Annotated in this window: 16 protein-coding genes; 11 read left to right on the top strand and 5 right to left on the bottom strand. The window is 67.7% G+C overall.

Annotated features, from left to right (window positions below; all coding sequences use genetic code 11):
• Positions 1-128: 128 nt before the first annotated feature.
• A complete protein-coding gene (locus tag NHL60_RS09980; protein WP_253442815.1) occupies positions 129-404 on the bottom strand; it encodes a GrxA family glutaredoxin in 276 nt (91 codons plus the stop codon).
• A 100-nt stretch (positions 405-504) separates the two neighbouring features.
• Positions 505-1,335 carry an inositol monophosphatase family protein gene (locus NHL60_RS09975; RefSeq protein WP_253442810.1) on the bottom strand — a complete coding sequence of 277 codons (831 nt, stop codon included), beginning with the start codon at positions 1,333-1,335 and terminating at the stop codon, positions 505-507.
• Positions 1,336-1,442: 107 nt separating this feature from the next.
• Here NHL60_RS09975 and hybE point away from each other — a divergent pair, with 107 nt between their 5' ends.
• Both hybE and NHL60_RS09965 read left to right on the top strand, forming a co-directional pair.
• A complete protein-coding gene (hybE, locus tag NHL60_RS09970) occupies positions 1,443-1,889 on the top strand; it encodes a [NiFe]-hydrogenase assembly chaperone HybE (protein WP_253442792.1) in 447 nt (148 codons plus the stop codon).
• An 83-nt stretch (positions 1,890-1,972) separates the two neighbouring features.
• Positions 1,973-2,746 (top strand): 3-hydroxybutyrate dehydrogenase, encoded by a 774-nt coding sequence (locus NHL60_RS09965; protein ID WP_253442785.1) that lies wholly within the window; start codon positions 1,973-1,975, stop codon positions 2,744-2,746.
• Positions 2,747-2,750: 4 nt separating this feature from the next.
• On the opposite strand, the gene NHL60_RS09960 is transcribed toward NHL60_RS09965, so the two are convergent.
• Both NHL60_RS09960 and NHL60_RS09955 read right to left on the bottom strand, forming a co-directional pair.
• On the bottom strand, positions 2,751-3,296 hold the full coding sequence (locus tag NHL60_RS09960) for a response regulator transcription factor (protein ID WP_253442782.1): 546 nt from the start codon (positions 3,294-3,296) through the stop codon (positions 2,751-2,753).
• A 24-nt stretch (positions 3,297-3,320) separates the two neighbouring features.
• Positions 3,321-4,601: an ATP-binding protein gene (locus tag NHL60_RS09955; protein WP_253442780.1), complete on the bottom strand. Its 1,281-nt coding sequence runs from the start codon at positions 4,599-4,601 to the stop codon at positions 3,321-3,323.
• 144 nt (positions 4,602-4,745) lie between these two features.
• Between NHL60_RS09955 and prfC the strand changes: the two genes are divergently transcribed.
• A complete protein-coding gene (gene prfC, locus NHL60_RS09950; RefSeq protein ID WP_253442779.1) occupies positions 4,746-6,335 on the top strand; it encodes a peptide chain release factor 3 in 1,590 nt (529 codons plus the stop codon).
• A gap of 193 nt (positions 6,336-6,528) precedes the next feature.
• Complete coding sequence (locus NHL60_RS09945; protein WP_253442777.1) at positions 6,529-7,302, top strand: TatD family hydrolase; 774 nt, start codon at positions 6,529-6,531, stop codon at positions 7,300-7,302.
• Between the two features lie 17 nt (positions 7,303-7,319).
• On the opposite strand, the gene NHL60_RS09940 is transcribed toward NHL60_RS09945, so the two are convergent.
• Complete coding sequence (locus tag NHL60_RS09940) at positions 7,320-8,357, bottom strand: folate-binding protein YgfZ (RefSeq protein ID WP_253442776.1); 1,038 nt, start codon at positions 8,355-8,357, stop codon at positions 7,320-7,322.
• A gap of 131 nt (positions 8,358-8,488) precedes the next feature.
• Between NHL60_RS09940 and NHL60_RS09935 the strand changes: the two genes are divergently transcribed.
• The 7 genes from NHL60_RS09935 (at position 8,489) to NHL60_RS09905 (ending at position 16,364) form a co-directional block, all read left to right on the top strand.
• Positions 8,489-8,686, top strand: a complete 198-nt coding sequence (locus NHL60_RS09935; RefSeq protein ID WP_253442775.1) for a hypothetical protein — start codon at positions 8,489-8,491, stop codon at positions 8,684-8,686.
• Positions 8,687-8,700: 14 nt separating this feature from the next.
• Entirely contained in the window at positions 8,701-9,117 is a 417-nt protein-coding gene (locus NHL60_RS09930) for an OsmC family protein (RefSeq protein ID WP_253442773.1), read from the top strand.
• A gap of 26 nt (positions 9,118-9,143) precedes the next feature.
• Complete coding sequence (uvrB, locus tag NHL60_RS09925; protein WP_253442771.1) at positions 9,144-11,165, top strand: excinuclease ABC subunit UvrB; 2,022 nt, start codon at positions 9,144-9,146, stop codon at positions 11,163-11,165.
• Positions 11,166-11,332: 167 nt separating this feature from the next.
• Positions 11,333-12,157 (top strand): endonuclease VIII, encoded by an 825-nt coding sequence (nei, locus tag NHL60_RS09920; protein WP_253442770.1) that lies wholly within the window; start codon positions 11,333-11,335, stop codon positions 12,155-12,157.
• 206 nt (positions 12,158-12,363) lie between these two features.
• Complete coding sequence (locus NHL60_RS09915) at positions 12,364-13,869, top strand: fumarate hydratase (RefSeq protein ID WP_253442768.1); 1,506 nt, start codon at positions 12,364-12,366, stop codon at positions 13,867-13,869.
• Positions 13,870-13,963: 94 nt separating this feature from the next.
• Positions 13,964-15,382 (top strand): cardiolipin synthase, encoded by a 1,419-nt coding sequence (gene cls / locus NHL60_RS09910; RefSeq protein WP_253442765.1) that lies wholly within the window; start codon positions 13,964-13,966, stop codon positions 15,380-15,382.
• 64 nt (positions 15,383-15,446) lie between these two features.
• Positions 15,447-16,364 carry a LysR substrate-binding domain-containing protein gene (locus NHL60_RS09905; protein ID WP_253442762.1) on the top strand — a complete coding sequence of 306 codons (918 nt, stop codon included), beginning with the start codon at positions 15,447-15,449 and terminating at the stop codon, positions 16,362-16,364.
• Positions 16,365-16,377 lie beyond the last annotated feature (13 nt).

Below are 16,377 nucleotides of genomic sequence, written 5' to 3'. Positions count from 1 at the left end.
GTGGTTTCCTTGTCGTGGATGCTGGCGGGAAGTATAGGCAGTCGGCGCCGGTGGCCATTCAACGCCGGGATGACGCTCTCACTGTCAGGCGGGGCGGCAGGCGGACCATCGTCCGAGCCGGGGGCGCGTCAGCGGACGCCGGCCGCCTCCAGCAGGCCGTGCTCGCGCACATGCTGGTCGAACTCGCTGTAGCCGCCGATATGGGCCTGGTCGATGAAGATCTGGGGGACGGTGTGCACCGGCTTGCCGATGGTCTTCTCCAGGTCGGCCTTGGTCAGCCCCTCGGCATGCATGTCCACGTAGCGAAAGCCCTCGATGGCGCCGGCGGATTCGAGGCGGCCGGCCAGTTCCTGGGCGAAAACGCAGAAGGGGCAGCCGGGGCGGCCGAAGATGACGACGAACATGTGGACTCCTGGGAGGACATTGAAAGTGAACGCCTAGCATTGTGACGGATCGGCCCCGGCGGGGCCAATAGCGCTCGTCAAGCCGCGCCATTGGGTCGCACTATCGGGCCGGCGGGATCTCGAGCTCGCCGGCGTCGGCCCGGCGCAGCAGCGCCCCCAGCTCCCGGTGGATGCCCGGGCTCGTCACCAGCAGGTTCTCGCCGTAGAGATCCTCGGGAAAGCCCTCCGGGCAGGGGTAGAGGTGGCCGGTGCGGGCGCCGGCCTCCCGGGCGATCAGCCAGCCGGCGGCGAAGTCCCAGGGGGAGACGCTCTCGTAGTAGGCGTCCAGGCGACCACAGGCCACATCGCAGAGGTCCAGGGCCGCGGAGCCGTTGCGCCGCACGTCCTGGCAGTGCTCCAGTACGGCGGCGAGGCGGCGCATCAGCGGAGGGCGGCTATCGCGGCGATAGGGGAAACCGGTGCCCACCAGGCAGCGCTCCAGGCTGCGGGTGCGGCTGGCCCGGATAGGCTGGCCGTTGCAGTGGGCCCCCTGGCCGGCCAGGGCGGTGAAGGTCTCTCCCAGAAAGGGGGCGTGCACCACGCCCAGGGTGACGCGACCCGACTGGGCCCAGGCGATGGAGACGGCCACGTGGTGAAAGCCGTGAGCAAAGTTGACGGTGCCGTCGATGGGGTCCACCACCCAGAGCGGGGCATCGCGCTCAAGGGCGCTGCGCTCCGGTGCCAGCTCTTCGCTGAGCCTTGCCTCATCGGGGAAGGCGGCCTCCAGGCGTGTGGTGATATGGGTGTCCACGGCGAGGTCCACATCGGTCACCAGCTCATGGCCCTGCTTGTAGCGGTGGCCGAAGGTCTGGGCGGCACGGGCGTCGCGGATCATCTCGCCAGCCTCCCGGGCGATTTCCACGGCGAGGGCCAGGCGTTCGGTGTCGGTCATGAGGGCTCCAGGCGTCGATGGCATCGGGACCCAGCATAGCATCCGGCTGCGAGGAGGGCGGGCGCGGCGCTATACTGCACGCGCCAACGCGTCATGAAGGAGCCGCCATGCATGCCCTGACCCCTGAACAGTATGCTCGACTGGGCCGGCTCGCGGAGGGCTGGACCCACCGCTATCTGCGCGACGCCAAGCGGCAGCGGGGCTTCAATCCGCGGCTTGCCGCCGACGCCCTCTGTTTCCAGCGCCACACCGACCCCGAGCTCGGCGAGCAGCTGGTGGGGGCCCTGGTCACCCCGGTGTCGCTGTGGCTGGTGATGGTGCCCGCGGCCGACAGCGTCGAGATGCCCGAGGTGGGCAGCCATCACTGGCTGGCGTTGCCCTCGGGGGAGTACCCACTGGAGACCGTGGCCCTGGGCGAGGAGGCCTGGTGCCGCCGACTGGTGCTGCTCGATGACCTCACGGACGTGACCAGCCGGCAGGCGGCCAGCCGGCTCGCTCAGCAGCTGATGGAGCGGGTCATGGCCGAGCGCCCGCCCGCCGACGGTGGCGCCTGAGGGCGGGCGGCCGTATGCTGGGGACGCTGTATCTTTCCCGCCCTGCGCGCTGGGCATGACAACGAAAGGACAAGGAGCTGCTGATGTCAGGAACTGCCCCCACCACTCCCCGCGTCGCCCTGGTCACCGGCACCACCAGCGGCATCGGTGAAGCCGTGGTGCGTCACTTCTGCGAGCTTGGCCACCAGGTGCTGGCCGTGGACTTCAATCCGGACGGCGCCGAGGTGGCCGAGCGCGCCGGCGCCGTCTTCTTCCAGGCCGACCTCACCGACGGGGAGGCGTGCAAGGCGGCGGTGGCGGAGGCCATGCGCCGCTTCGGCCGGGTGGATATCCTGGTCAACAACGCCGGGATCCAGCACGTCGCCCCCATCGAGGAATTCCCCGAGGCGAAGTGGCGCCAGATCATCGACCTGATGCTGACCACTCCCTTCCTGCTGACCCAGGCGGCCTGGCCCTCCATGCGCGAGAACGGCTGGGGTCGGGTGGTCAATATCGCCTCGGTGCACGCCCAGGTCGCCTCGCCTGGCAAGTCGGCCTATATCAGCGCCAAGCACGGCATGATCGGCCTGACCAAGACCGCGGCCCTGGAGGGCGGCGCCCAGGGCATCACCGCCAACGCCATCTGTCCCGCCTACGTGAAGACCCCCCTGGTCGACAACCAGATCGCCGACCAGGCGAAGCTGCACGGCATGGAGGAGCAGCAGGTGATCGAGCAGATCATGCTCAAGAACGCCGCCGTGAAGCGGCTGATCGAGCCCGCCGAGGTGGCCGAGCTGGTCGCCTACCTGGCCTCCGATGCCGCCGGTGCCGTCACGGGCTCGAGCTGGAACATCGACCTGGGGTGGACGGCGCAGTAAGGGTCTATCGGCGCACCGGCCGCTTCTGCAGCTTGCGCTGCAGGGTGCGTCGGTGCATCCCCAGTGCCCGGGCGGTGGCGGAGATATTGCCGTCGTTCTCCTGGAGCACCTTCTGGATATGCTCCCAGGCCAGGCGGTTGATGGAGGGGGGCTGCTCTGCCACTTCCGCTTCGGGGTCGCCGGTCTCCTTCTCGAAGGCGGCCAGCACCTCGTCGGCATCGGCGGGCTTGCAGAGGTAGTTGACTGCCCCCAGCTTGATCGCCTCCACGGCGGTGGCGATGCTGGAGTAGCCGGTCAGTACCACCACCCGGCACTCGGGTACCGCCTCCATCAGCTCCGGCAGCAGCTTCAGGCCGGAGTCATGCTCCAGCTTGAGGTCCAGGGTGGCCAGCTCCGGACGGTGCTGGCGCGCCAGGGAGAGCGCCTGCTCGCTGTCATGGGCCACCAGCACCTCGAAGCCGCGCCGGCTCATGGCGCGGTTCAGCACGTGGCAGAACATCTCGTCGTCGTCGATGATCAGCAGCCGTTCGGCTGGGGTTGGCTCTTGCATGGTGTCCTCATGGTCGGGTTCGGCTCAGCTGGCCGGTTCGCTGCGCGGCAGCACCACCTCGGTCAGGGTGCCGCCCTCGGGGTGATTGTACAGGCTCACGCCGCCGCCGAGGCGGTTGATGGTGGCATGGGTCAGGAAGAGCCCGATGCCGAGCCCCTTGCTCTTGGTGGAGACGAAGGTCTCGCCCAGCTGGTCGGCAATGGAGAGCGCCACGCCCGGCCCATGATCGCGAATATCGATGATCACCTCCTGGGGTGTCCAGTCGAGACTGATCAGGATGTCATCGGGGTTGGCGTCGGCGGCGTTGTTGAGCAGGTTGGTCAGGGCCTGTTCCAGGGTGGTGTCCACCGAGATCCAGGGGCGCCCGCGGCGCTCGGCCACCTCCAGGCGGTGGCTGACATCGGGGCGCAGCACCAGCCAGCGCTGCACCACGCCGGCCAGCCAGACCTCGCCATCGCGCACCTGGGGCTCCCCCATGCGGCGCCGGTCGGCGTTCTCCACCAGCTCGCGCAGGCGGGCCTTGCAGGTATCCACCTGCTGGCGCAGCAGCTCGATATCCTTCTGCAGCATGGGGTTGTCCCGGGCCTCGTCGCGCATCTCGGAGAGCAGCACGGCCATGGTGGAGAGGGGGGTGCCGAGCTCATGGGCGGTGCCGGCGGCCTGGGTGGCCACGGCCAGCACCTGCTCATTGCGCAGAGCGGACTCGCGGGTGGTCGAGAGGGCCTGCTCCCGGCTGCGCAGCGCATGGGCCATCTTGTAGATGAAGAAGGTGACCAGGCCCGCGGAGAGGGCGAAGTTGAGCCACATTCCCAGCACGTGGAGGCTGACTCCCTGACCGTGGTCGTGGTGGCCGTGGGCCAGCTGGGGGACCGGGTGATAGTGGACCATCAACAGCGAGTAGGCGAGCAGCGCCGTGGTGGCGATGATCCAGGCGTAGCGCCAGGGCAGGGTAGCGGCGGCGATGGTCACGGGTACCAGGTAGTAGGTGATAAAGGGGTTGCTGGAGCCGCCGGTGTAGTAGAAGAGCAGGGTCAGGGCCAGCACATCGGCGAGCAGGTGCGCCAGGTACTCGCCGTGGCTGATGGCGCTGTGGTGCCCAAGCCGCCACCAGGTGGCCAGATTGAGCAACGCCATGGCCAGGACCACGCCGATCACCGCCCTCACCTGGAGAGCGAAACCGAGGAACTCCACGCCGATGATGATGCCGGCCAGAAAGCCGGTCCAGGTGATGCCCCGCACGATGGTCAGGCGGACCAGGTTGCGGCTAGGGGTGGAAAGGGGCAGTGGCTGGGTGGCTGTGGGCATGGCGGCTCCTCGCATCGGGCCATCTATCATACCCGCTGCGGCGCCGGCCTACATTTCATCGCGCTGGCGGCGTAGAATGCGCCCACCGCCAACCGGCAACCATTCACGCACCCCTGCGGTGCCTCGACGACGAATCCATCATCGATGTCAGACCCCACCCTGGCCCGCGAAGTCGGGCTGCGACGCACTTTCGCCATTATCAGTCACCCGGATGCGGGCAAGACCACCATCACCGAGAAGATGCTGCTGTTCGGAAACGCCATCCAGATGGCCGGCTCCGTGAAGAGCAAGCGCGCCGATCGCCACGCCACCTCCGACTGGATGAAGATGGAGCAGGAGCGCGGCATCTCGGTGACCACCTCGGTGATGCAGTTCCCCTACGGCGGGCGCATCGTCAACCTGCTCGATACCCCCGGCCACGAGGACTTCTCCGAGGACACCTACCGCACCCTGACCGCGGTGGATTCGGCGCTGATGGTGATCGACGGCGCCAAGGGCGTCGAGGATCGCACCATCAAGCTGATGGAGGTGTGTCGCCTGCGCACCACCCCCATCCTCACCTTCATCAACAAGATGGACCGCGATATACGCGACCCCATCGAGGTGATGGACGAGGTGGAGACGGTGCTCAACATCCAGTGTGCGCCCATGACCTGGCCCATCGGCATGGGGCGCCACTTCAAGGGGGTCTACCACCTCTATAACGATGTCATCCACCTCTACACCCAGGGGCAGGGCAGCCGCATTCCCGATGACAGGCGCATCGAGGGGCTCGATAACCCCGAGGTGGACGCCGTGCTGGGCGAGGATCAGGCCGAGGAGCTGCGCATGGAGGTGGAGCTGGTCAGGGGCGCCTCCCACGCCTTCGACCTCGAGGCCTACCGCCGCGGCGACCTGACCCCGGTCTACTTCGGTACCGCCATGGGTAACTTCGGGGTGCGCGAGATGCTCGACGGCTTCGTGGAGTATGCGCCGCCGCCCCAGTCCCGGGAGACCGACCTGCGCACCGTGGAGGCCGAGGACCCGCGCTTTACCGGCTTCGTGTTCAAGATCCAGGCCAACATGGACCCCAACCACCGGGATCGCATCGCCTTCCTGCGGGTCTGCTCGGGCAAGTACGAGAAGAACATGAAGATGCGCCATGTGCGCATCGGCAAGGACGTCAAGATCGCCGATGCGCTGACCTTCATGGCCTCGGACCGCTCCCAGGTGGAGGAGGCCTGGCCCGGCGATATCATCGGCCTGCACAACCACGGCACCATCCAGATCGGCGACACCTTCACGGTGGGCGAGGAGATGCGCTTCACCGGCATTCCGCACTTCGCGCCGGAGCTCTTCAAGCGGGTGAGGCTCAAGGACCCGCTCAAGATGAAGGCGCTCCAGAAGGGCCTGCAGCAGCTCTCCGAGGAGGGTGCCACCCAGGTCTTCATGCCCCTGGACAACAACGACCTGATCCTCGGCGCCGTGGGTACCCTGCAGTTCGACGTGGTGGCCCACCGCCTCAAGGAGGAGTACAAGGTGGAGGCGATCTACGAGGGGGTGAACGTCAACACCGCCCGCTGGATCTACTGCGATGACGCCAAGAAGCTCGAGGAGTTCAAGCGCAAGGCGAGCGCCAACCTGGCCATCGACGGCGGCGGCTACCTCACCTATATCGCGCCGACCCGGGTCAACCTGCAGATGACCCAGGAGCGCTGGCCGGAGATCCGCTTCCAGCCCACCCGGGAGCATTGAGCTACAAGCGCCGAGCGCCGAGCGCCGAGCGCCGAGCAGGATAGTGCCAAGCCGAGCGGCTCCGGGGACAGGCCTGGAGGGGGTCTTTTTCCAGGGAAGGAAAAAGTAGCGTACAGGGAGGTATTTACAGCGCCCCCGAACAGGCCTGTCGCCGGAACAGCCGCGACTCGAAGCCTCATTGCGGAGTTGCAAAATGCTTATCGACGCCCACTGCCACCTGGACTTCCCCGACTTCGACGCCGACCGCGAGGCGGTGTTCGAGCGGGCCAGGGCGGCGGGCGTCGGGCATTTCGTGGTGCCGGGCACGACGCGCCAGCGCTGGCCGGATGTGCTGGCGCTGGGCAAGTGTGACGACGTCAGCGTCTGCCTGGGGCTGCACCCCTATTTCATGAACTCCCACGTCGACAGCGACCTGGACGCCCTTGACCAGACCCTGGCGGCTCACTGCGGCGGCGCCTCACCCAGGGTCGTGGCGGTGGGCGAGTGCGGTATCGATGCCCGCTTCGCCGATACCCTCGAGGCCCAGTGGGAACTCTTCGACGCCCAGCTCAGGCTGGCCAAGACGCATGCACTCCCGCTGGTGATCCACTGTGTGCGGGCCAACGACCGGGTCGCCAAGCGGTTGCGTCAGCTGGCGCCGCCCGCCGGCGGCCTGATCCACGCCTTCGCCGGCTCGCCGGAGCAGGCGCGGCGCTTCATCGATCTGGGCTTCGTGGTGGGGCTGGGGGGTGCGGTGACCCATGCGCGGGCAAAGCGCTTGAGGCGCGCCGTGGCAGCCCTGCCGGACGATGGCTTCGTGCTTGAGACCGATAGCCCCGACATGCCGCTGGCAGGGCGCCAGGGAGAGCGCAACGAGCCGGCGCGGGTCGTGGAGGTGTGCCGGGTCGTCGCCGAACTGCGGGGCCAGAGCGAGGAGGCGGTGGCGGCGGCCAGCACCGCCACCGCCCGGCGCCTCCTCGGCCTGTAAGCGAGCCCGGCCGAGGGTCAGCCGCGGGCGACCATCTCCTCTGGGTCCAGGCGCTTCACGGCATAGGGGAGCTTTAGCTGCTTGAAGGCCTGGCCGGCGACGCTCAGGGGCCCCAGGTCCTCCTTCGTGCTCAGCACGGCGAGCACCTCCGCCTGGCCATAGGCATCGAGTTCGGCGGCGACCACCTCGCCCACCGCCTTGCCCTCGGCGCTCTCCACCGGGCTGCCCGGGCCGGGGAGCTCTTCGCCCTCCAGCTGGGCGCGCACCAGGCGCCGCTTCACCTGGCCGCGGAAGTGGGCCCTGGCCACGACTTCCTGGCCGGTGTAGCACCCCTTCTTGAAGCTGATGCCGCCCAGCGCCTCCCAGTTGATCATCTGTGGCAGCAGGGCGTCGCTGTGCTCCGGCGTCAGCCAGGCCAGACCGGCCTGGATATCCTGCAGGCACCACACCCCATTGCCCACCGGCGCGGCCTGCTCGGTCAGGGTCTGCCACAGGGCCTCGGCGCGCTCTGCCGGCAGGCAGATCAGCTGGCGCGGACGGGGCCCCGGGTGGGTCAGCAGCTGCAGTTCGGCATCGCCGGCCTGATGCCAGGCCGCCGGGGGCACCAGGTCCAGCCGCGCTTCGGCCATCGCCGGCGCCTCCCGGCCGATGAGCCCGATCAGCGCCAGGTCGTCTCGTGGGGTGAGCTTGGCCTGGTAGAAGGCGGCGAACTTGCCCAGATGCTCCGCCAGGGGGGCGACCAGGCCGCGGTGCATCAGCAGGCGGTAGTGCCCCTCGGCGACCCTGAGCAGCTGGGCGTTGGCCAGCATGCGCCCCTTGGGGGTGCAGAAGACGGTCAGCGGGGCGAAGTCGCCGTCGGCGTGGGCGATCTGGGCACTGGCCTGCCCCTGCAGGAGCTTGTCGGCACCGACGCCGATCACGTCCAGGGCGCCCAGATGCACCAGCGGCGTGACCACCGTCCCATCCAGGGCCTGTCGGGCCTGATCCGGGGTGTCGAAGGCGACCCGGTCATCGGCCTCCTGCCGTCCGCCCAGGGCGGTAATCCACTCCTGCATGTGCTCTCCTCGTCGTCGGGGTAGGGATAGTCCCCTTATGCGGGCTCCGCTGCGACATTGCAACCGCTGTGGCCGCCGCGGCGCCATGCTAGACTCGCTCGCACATTCCCGGGGCCAGAGGAGAGCCGCCCATGGCGCACCAGTCGCTGACCTTCAAGGGCGTCGAGAACGCCGATCAGATCAACCGCATCACCACGGCGCTGATGATGCTCGACGGGGTCGACAGCGCCGAGGTCGGCCGCCACGGCGCCGAGGTGGAGGGCCGTGTCCGCCGCGATGCGCTGATCAAGGCCGTCGAGGCCCTCAAGCTTCCCATCCAGGTCAAGTGAAAAGGAGGTTCCCCATGAAGAAGACCATTGAAGTCGTAAGCGTACGCAACCATATCTTTCGCCAGCGGGTCGAACTGGACGGCTTCGACGAGCTGTTCATCGACGTGCCGGTGGCCTATGGCGGCGAGGGCACGGCGCCTGACCCCCACGACTACTTCGACCTCTCCCTGGGGGGCTGCAAGGCGATCACCTCCATGATGTACGCCAAGCGCAAGGGGTGGCCTCTCGAGGGCATCAGCGTCAAGGTACACCGCGACGACAGCGAGGAGCGCCAGGGTGTCTATCGCCTCGACGTGGAGATGACCTTCCACGGCATCGAGGACCCCGAGCAGCTGGCACGCCTGGAGGAGATCAGCCACAAGTGCCCCATCCACCGGCTGATGACCAGCTCCACCGTGGAGGTCACCACCCGCACCAGCGTCGAGGCCTGAGCCTTCCACCATTCAATGGAGACCCCATGAGCAGACCCTTTCGCCTCGCCTCGAAGTTTCAGCCCGCCGGCGACCAGCCCGCGGCCATCGAAGGCCTGGTGCGCGGGCTCGAGGCGGGGCTGGCCCACCAGACCCTGCTCGGGGTCACCGGCTCCGGCAAGACCTTCACCATGGCCAACGTGGTGGAGCGCCTGCAGCGCCCGACCATCGTCATGGCGCCCAACAAGACCCTGGCGGCCCAGCTCTATGGGGAGTTCAAGGCGTTCTTCCCCGACAACGCCATCGAGTACTTCGTCTCCTACTACGACTACTATCAGCCCGAGGCCTATGTGCCGTCGTCGGACACCTTCATCGAGAAGGATGCCTCCATCAACGACCATATCGAGCAGATGCGCCTCTCGGCCACCAAGGCGCTGCTGGAGCGCCGCGACGCCTTGATCGTGGTCTCGGTGTCGGCCATCTACGGCCTGGGGGATCCCGACCAGTACCTGAAGATGCGTCTGCACTTCACCCGCGGGGAGCTGATCGACCAGCGCAAGTTCCTGCGGCGCCTGGCGGAGCTCCAGTACACGCGCAACGACATGGACTTCAAGCGCGGCACCTACCGGGTGCGCGGCGACGTCATCGACATCTTTCCGGCAGACGCCGAGGAGGAGGCAGTGCGGGTCGAGCTCTTCGACGACGAGATCGACTCCATCCGCCTCTTCGACCCGCTCACCGGCGAGGTGAGGGGCGAGGTGCCGCGCATGACCGTCTACCCCAAGTCCCACTATGTCACGCCCCGGGAGACCATCCTCGGCGCCATCGATGCCATCAAGGCGGAGCTGGTCGAGCGCCTCGAGTGGCTGCGCAAGCACGACCGCCTGGTGGAGGCCCAGCGCCTGGAGCAGCGCACCCTCTACGATATCGAGATGATGCTCGAACTGGGCTACTGCAACGGCATCGAGAACTACTCCCGCTACCTCTCCGGGCGCAACCCCGGCGAGCCGCCCCCCACCTTCTTCGACTACCTCCCCGATGACGCCCTGCTCTTCATCGACGAGAGCCACGTCAGCGTCCCCCAGGTAGGGGGGATGTACAAGGGCGACCGCTCCCGCAAGGAGACCCTGGTGGAGTACGGCTTCCGGCTCCCCTCGGCGCTGGATAATCGCCCCATGAAGTTCGAGGAGTGGGAGGCGATCAGCCCCCAGACCATCTTCGTCTCCGCCACCCCGGGGCCCTACGAGGCGGAGCACGCCGGCCAGGTGGTGGAGCAGGTGGTGCGTCCCACCGGCCTGCTCGACCCGGAGCTGGAGGTGCGTCCGGCCAGCACCCAGGTGGATGATCTGCTCTCGGAGATTCGCCTGCGCACCGCCGTGGGGGAGCGGGTGCTGGTGACGACGCTGACCAAGCGCATGGCCGAGGACCTCACCGAGTATCTGGACGAGCACGACGTGCGGGTGCGCTACCTGCACTCCGACATCGACACCGTGGAGCGGGTGGAGATCATCCGCGACCTGCGCCTTGGCAAGTTCGATGTCCTGGTGGGAATCAACCTGCTGCGGGAGGGCCTCGACATTCCCGAGGTCTCCCTGGTGGCGATCCTCGATGCGGACAAGGAGGGCTTCCTGCGCAACGAGCGCTCCCTGATCCAGACCATCGGCCGGGCGGCACGCAACGCCCACGGCAAGGCGATCCTCTACGGTGACCGGGTCACCGACTCCATGCGCCGCGCCATGGAGGAGACCGAGCGGCGCCGGGCCAAGCAGGTCGCCTTCAACGAGGAGCACGGCATCACGCCGACCACCGTGACCCGCTCGGTGGCCGATATCCTCGAGGCCGCCCAGGCGCCGGGCAGGAAGGGCAAGGGGCGCCGCGGCGAGCGCAAGGTGGCGGAGCGCGAGGCGATCTACGACCCCGCTGAGCTCTCTCCCCAGCAGCTGGCCCAGGAGCTTACCCGGCTCGAGGACGCCATGTTCGAGGCGGCCCAGAATCTGGAGTTCGAGGAGGCCGCGCGGCTGCGCGACCGGCTGCAGGAGCTGAAGGAGCGCCAGCTGGCGCTGGGGTAGTCCACCGTATATGGACTACTGCGCTCGATATCTTGCCTGCCGGCGGTGCTAGCAATCCTCATTGAGCAGCCAGTCAACTCCGGTTGCTGCGCTCCGGCGTCAGGCAACCTATCTTCGCTCGCAACGTCCATCTATCGGTGTCCTGTTGTGTGCTATGAGGAATATGTATGCCCGAAGGTCCTGAGATTCGTCGCGCCGCCGACCGCATCCATCAGCAGATCGCCGGCCGGCGGCTGGAGGAGGTCTGGTTCGCCTTTCCCGAGCTGGCGCAGGAGGCCGGCTCCCTGGTGGGGCGCCGGATCACGGCGGTGGACAGCTGGGGCAAGGCGCTGCTGACCCGCTTCGATGGCGGCCGGGTGCTCTACTCCCACAACCAGCTCTACGGCGTCTGGAAACTCCATGACGCCGAGCGGGAGCCGGATACCGGCCGCTCCCTGCGGGTGCGCCTTGTCGGCGAGGGGAGGGCGGCCAGCCTCTACAGCGCCTCGGATGTCTCCCTCTGGCAGGAGGAGCGTCTCGGGGAGCATCCCTTCCTGGCGCGGCTCGGTCCCGATCTGCTGACCCACGGGGTGACGGTGGAGCAGGCCATGGCCCGCCTGCGGGAACCACGCTTCCGGCGCCGTGGGCTGGGCGGGCTGCTGCTGGACCAGGCGCTGTTTGCCGGTACCGGCAACTACCTGCGCTCCGAGATCCTCTTCTTCGCCGGCCTCCACCACAGGGCCAAGCCCATGGGCCTGAGCGATGATGCCCTCGAGCGGCTGGCGCGCAGCATCCTGGCGGTCACCCGTCAGGCCTACGACCAGGCCGGCGTCACCAACCGGCCCGACTGGGCCGCCCAGGATCGCCGGCGCGGCGCCAGCCGCCGCCACTGGCGCTTTGCCGTCTTCGAGCGCGACGGTCGGGACTGCCACGCCTGCGGCGGCGTCATCGAACGAGTCTCGGTCGCCTCCCGGCGGCTCTATCTCTGCCCCGGCTGCCAGGCGCCGCCCTGAGGCCGGCATATTCACAGCAATCTTTTTCACAGCAGTCATTTTTATACGGTTATCCTTTTTGCGCAAAATTCTTTGACCAAGGCTTTGGTGGCAGGAATGTCAGGCAACCCCGGGGTGGGGTATAATCCAGCCCGCTCGAGCCCGCCGGGCAGCCAGGCTGCCATCCGAGAGCGGGCATGCCGATAACGCCAAGGAGTTCCTTGCCCATGACCGTGATTCGTCAGGACGATCTGATTCAGAGCGTCGCCGATGCGCTGCAGTACATCTCCTACTACCACCCGAAGGACTTCATCGACGCCATGGCTCAGGCCTACGAGCGCGAGGAGAACCCGGCGGCGAAGGACGCCATTGCCCAGATCCTGATCAACTCACGCATGTGCGCCATGGGCCATCGTCCGATCTGCCAGGACACCGGCATCGTGACCGTCTTCCTGCACGTGGGCATGAACGTGCGCTGGGACGCTGAGATGAGCCTGGATGACATGGTCAACGAGGGCGTGCGTCGCGCCTACGCGCTGCCCGACAATGTGCTGCGCGCCTCGGTGCTGGCCGACCCGGACGGCGCCCGCAAGAACACCGGCGACAATACTCCGGCGATCATCCACCACAAGATCGTCCCCGGCGACACCGTGGAGGTCCACGTGGCCGCCAAGGGGGGCGGCAGCGAGGCGAAGTCCAAGTTCGCCATGCTCAACCCCTCCGACAACGTGGTCGACTGGGTCATGGAGCAGCTGCCCAAGATGGGCGCCGGCTGGTGTCCGCCCGGCATGCTGGGCATCGGCATCGGCGGCACCGCCGAGAAGGCCATGGAGATCGCCAAGGAGGCGCTGCTGGATCCCATCGATATCCAGGAGCTGCAGGCCCGTGGCGCCTCCAACCGCGCCGAGGAGCTGCGTCTGGAGCTCTTCGACAAGGTCAACAAGAGCGGTATCGGCGCCCAGGGCCTGGGCGGGCTGACCACGGTGCTCGACATCAAGGTCAGGGACTACCCGACCCACGCGGCCAACAAGCCGGTGGCCATCATTCCCAACTGTGCCGCTACCCGCCACGCCCACTTCACCCTGGACGGCTCCGGCCCCGCCGCGCTGCCGGCGCCGAAGCTGGAGGACTGGCCGGAGATCACCCGCGAGGCGGGGGATAACGTCAAGCGTGTCAACCTCGACAGCGTGACCCCGGAAGAGGTCCAGACCTGGCAGCCCGGCGACACCCTGCTGCTCAACGGCAAGCTGCTGACCGGCCGCGACGCCGCCCACAAGCGCATGGTGGACATGATCGCCAAGGGCGAACCGCTGCCCGTCGACATGAAGGGTCGCTTCATCTACTACGTGGGTCCGGTGGACCCGGTGGGCGATGAAGTGGTCGGCCCGGCCGGTCCCACCACCGCCACCCGCATGGACAAGTTCACCCGCACCATGCTGGAAGAGACCGGCCTGCTGGGCATGGTGGGCAAGGCCGAGCGCGGCCCGGCCGCCATCGAGGCGATCCGCGACAACAAGGCGGTCTACCTGATGGCCGTGGGCGGCTCCGCCTACCTGGTGGCCCAGGCGATCAAGAAGTCCCGCGTGGTGGGCTTCGAGGACCTGGGCATGGAGGCCATCTACGAGTTCGAGGTGGAGGACATGCCGGTGACCGTGGCCGTGGACAGCCAGGGCACCTCGGTACACCAGACCGGCCCCGCCAAGTGGAAGGAGATCATCGCCGAGCGGGCGTGATCCTGTCGCTTCAGGTGCCACCGCGGCCCCGCCATCTGGCGGGGCCGCTGCCGTTTGGGTATGCTGTAGAACACTGTTTTTTCAGGGAGAGCCCATGACATCCTGGCTGTTCGGACTGGCGATCTTTATGGTGCACCTGCTGGGCATCCTGTCGGCGGTCCTCGCACTGCTCTCCAGCCGTACCTCCCAGGGTGCCATCGCCTGGATCCTCTCCCTGATCACGCTGCCCTATGTGGCGGTGCCCGCCTACTGGATCTTCGGGCAGCCGCGCTTCTACGGCTATGTGTCGGCCCGCGGCGAGCGCGACAGCGTGCTGCGCCGGGTGCTGGCTCGCTATCGCGAGCCCCTGGAGCCCTTCGTGGCCGAGACCCGCGACCCGGACGTGCGCGCCGTGGAGCAGCTGGCCCAGATGCCGATGACCAGCGGCAACCGGGCCGAGCTGCTGGTGGACGGCGAGGCCACCTTCGAGAGCCTCTTCGACGGCATCGAGCGCGCCGATGAGTATGTGCTGATCCAGTTCTTCATCGTGCGCAATGATGCCCTGGGCATTGAGCTCAAGCAGCGGCTGCAGCGAGTGGCCGATCGCGGGGTGCGGGTCTACTTCCTCTATGACGAGGTGGGCAGCCACAAGCTCAACGAGGGCTACCTGCGCGACCTGGCCAGCAGCGGCGTGGAGGTGAGCGCCTTCCGCTCCTCGCGCGGATTTCGTCACCGCTTCCAGCTCAACTTCCGCAACCATCGCAAGGTGCTGGTCGTGGATGGCCGCGAGGGGTGGGTCGGTGGCTTCAACGTCGGCGTGGAGTACCTGGGCCAGCATCCTCGCCACGGGGCCTGGCGCGATACCCACCTGAAGCTCACCGGCCCCAGCGTGCTGGGTCTGCAGGAGGCCTTCTGGGAGGACTGGCACTGGGCCACCGGGGAGGTGATCACCCTAACCTGGACGCCTCAGGTCAGCTGCCACGAGTGTCACAAGGTCGTGATCGTGCCCTCGGGGCCGGCGGATCGCCAGGACACCGCCGGCCTGCTGGTGCAGCACGCCATCCACAGCGCTCGGGAGCGCTTCTGGGTGACCAGTCCCTACTTCGTGCCCGACCAGGGCGTCCAGGACGCCCTGCGCCTGGCCGCCATGCGCGGGGTGGACGTGCGCATCATGATCCCGGAGCACCCCGATCACCTGCTGGTGTTCCTGTCGGCCTTCTCCTTCCTGCCCGACATGCTCAGGGCCGGAGTCAAGGTCTACCGCTACCAGCCGGGCTTCCTGCACCAGAAGGTGATGCTGATCGACGATTCGGCGGCCAGTGTCGGCACCGTCAACCTCGACAACCGCTCCTTCCGTCTCAACTTCGAGATCACCGCCTTCCTGCCGGATCGCCACTTCGCCGCCCAGGTGCGGCTGATGCTGGAGAAGGACTTCGCCAACTGTCGGCGCGTCAACCTCGACGAGATCACCTCGCGGCCGCTGTGGCGCAAGCTGGTTTCGCGGGCCGCCTATCTCCTGTCTCCCATCCAGTGATACATTACGCTTTCACGATGGCCGAGAGCTCGGCCCTGCTGCCATCCGCGGATCGGGAGACCCCGTGAACCTCGAGACCAAATGGCTGGAAGACTTCGTCGCCCTGGCCAATACCCGCAGCTTTTCCGCCTCGGCGCGGCAGCGCCATGTAACCCAGCCCGCCTTCAGCCGGCGTATCCGGGCCCTGGAGCAGGCGGTAGGCGCCACCCTGGTGGACCGTTCCACCACGCCGGTGGACCTGACGCCCGAAGGGCAGCTCTTTCTGGTCACCGCCCGGAACCTGGTGGAGCAGCTCAACGAGAGCCTGGGGCACCTGCGGGGCCTGGCCATCGCCAACGAGGCGCTGGACATCGTCGCCGCCCACTCCCTGGCGCTGAGCTTCTTTCCCCCCTGGATCTCCCGCCTGCAGCAGGGGATCGGCGAGCTGCCCACCCGCCTGGTGGCCATGAACGTGGGGGAGGCGATCCACGTGCTTCGGGAGGGCAAGTGCGACCTGATGCTCGCCTACTACGACCCCTATGCCAGCATGCAGCTGGACCCCGAGGTCTTTCCCTCCTTCTCCATCGGCCAGGTGAAGATGCTGCCGGTGAGTCTGCCGGACGAGGCGGGAGAGCCGCGCTTCCCGCTGGACGGCAAGGAGTCGATTCCCTACCTCGCCTACACCCAGGGTGCCTTCCTGGGCAGCAGCGTGCGCATGCTGCTCAAGAACGACGCCCTGCGCCTGCGGCTGCGCACCGTCTACGAGACCGCCATGGCCGAGGGGCTCAAGGGGATGGTGCTGCAGGGCATCGGCATGGCCTGGATTCCCGACTTCTGCATCCGCGAGGAGCTCAAGAACGGCCGCCTGGTGCGGGCCGGAGGCGAGGAGTGGGACGTGCCCCTGGAGATCCGTCTCTACCGCTGCTCCCTGGTGCACAAGCCCGGCGTCGAGAAGCTCTGGCGGCAGATGCAGAAGCTCCCCCGCGACTTCCTTCAAGGGTAGGCGCCGGGGGCGG

This window comes from Halomonas sp. Y3 (assembly GCF_024137965.1).
GTDB classification, from domain to species: Bacteria; Pseudomonadota; Gammaproteobacteria; order Pseudomonadales; family Halomonadaceae; genus Halomonas; species Halomonas mongoliensis.
This window is presented reverse-complemented; position numbering and strand designations above follow the sequence as displayed.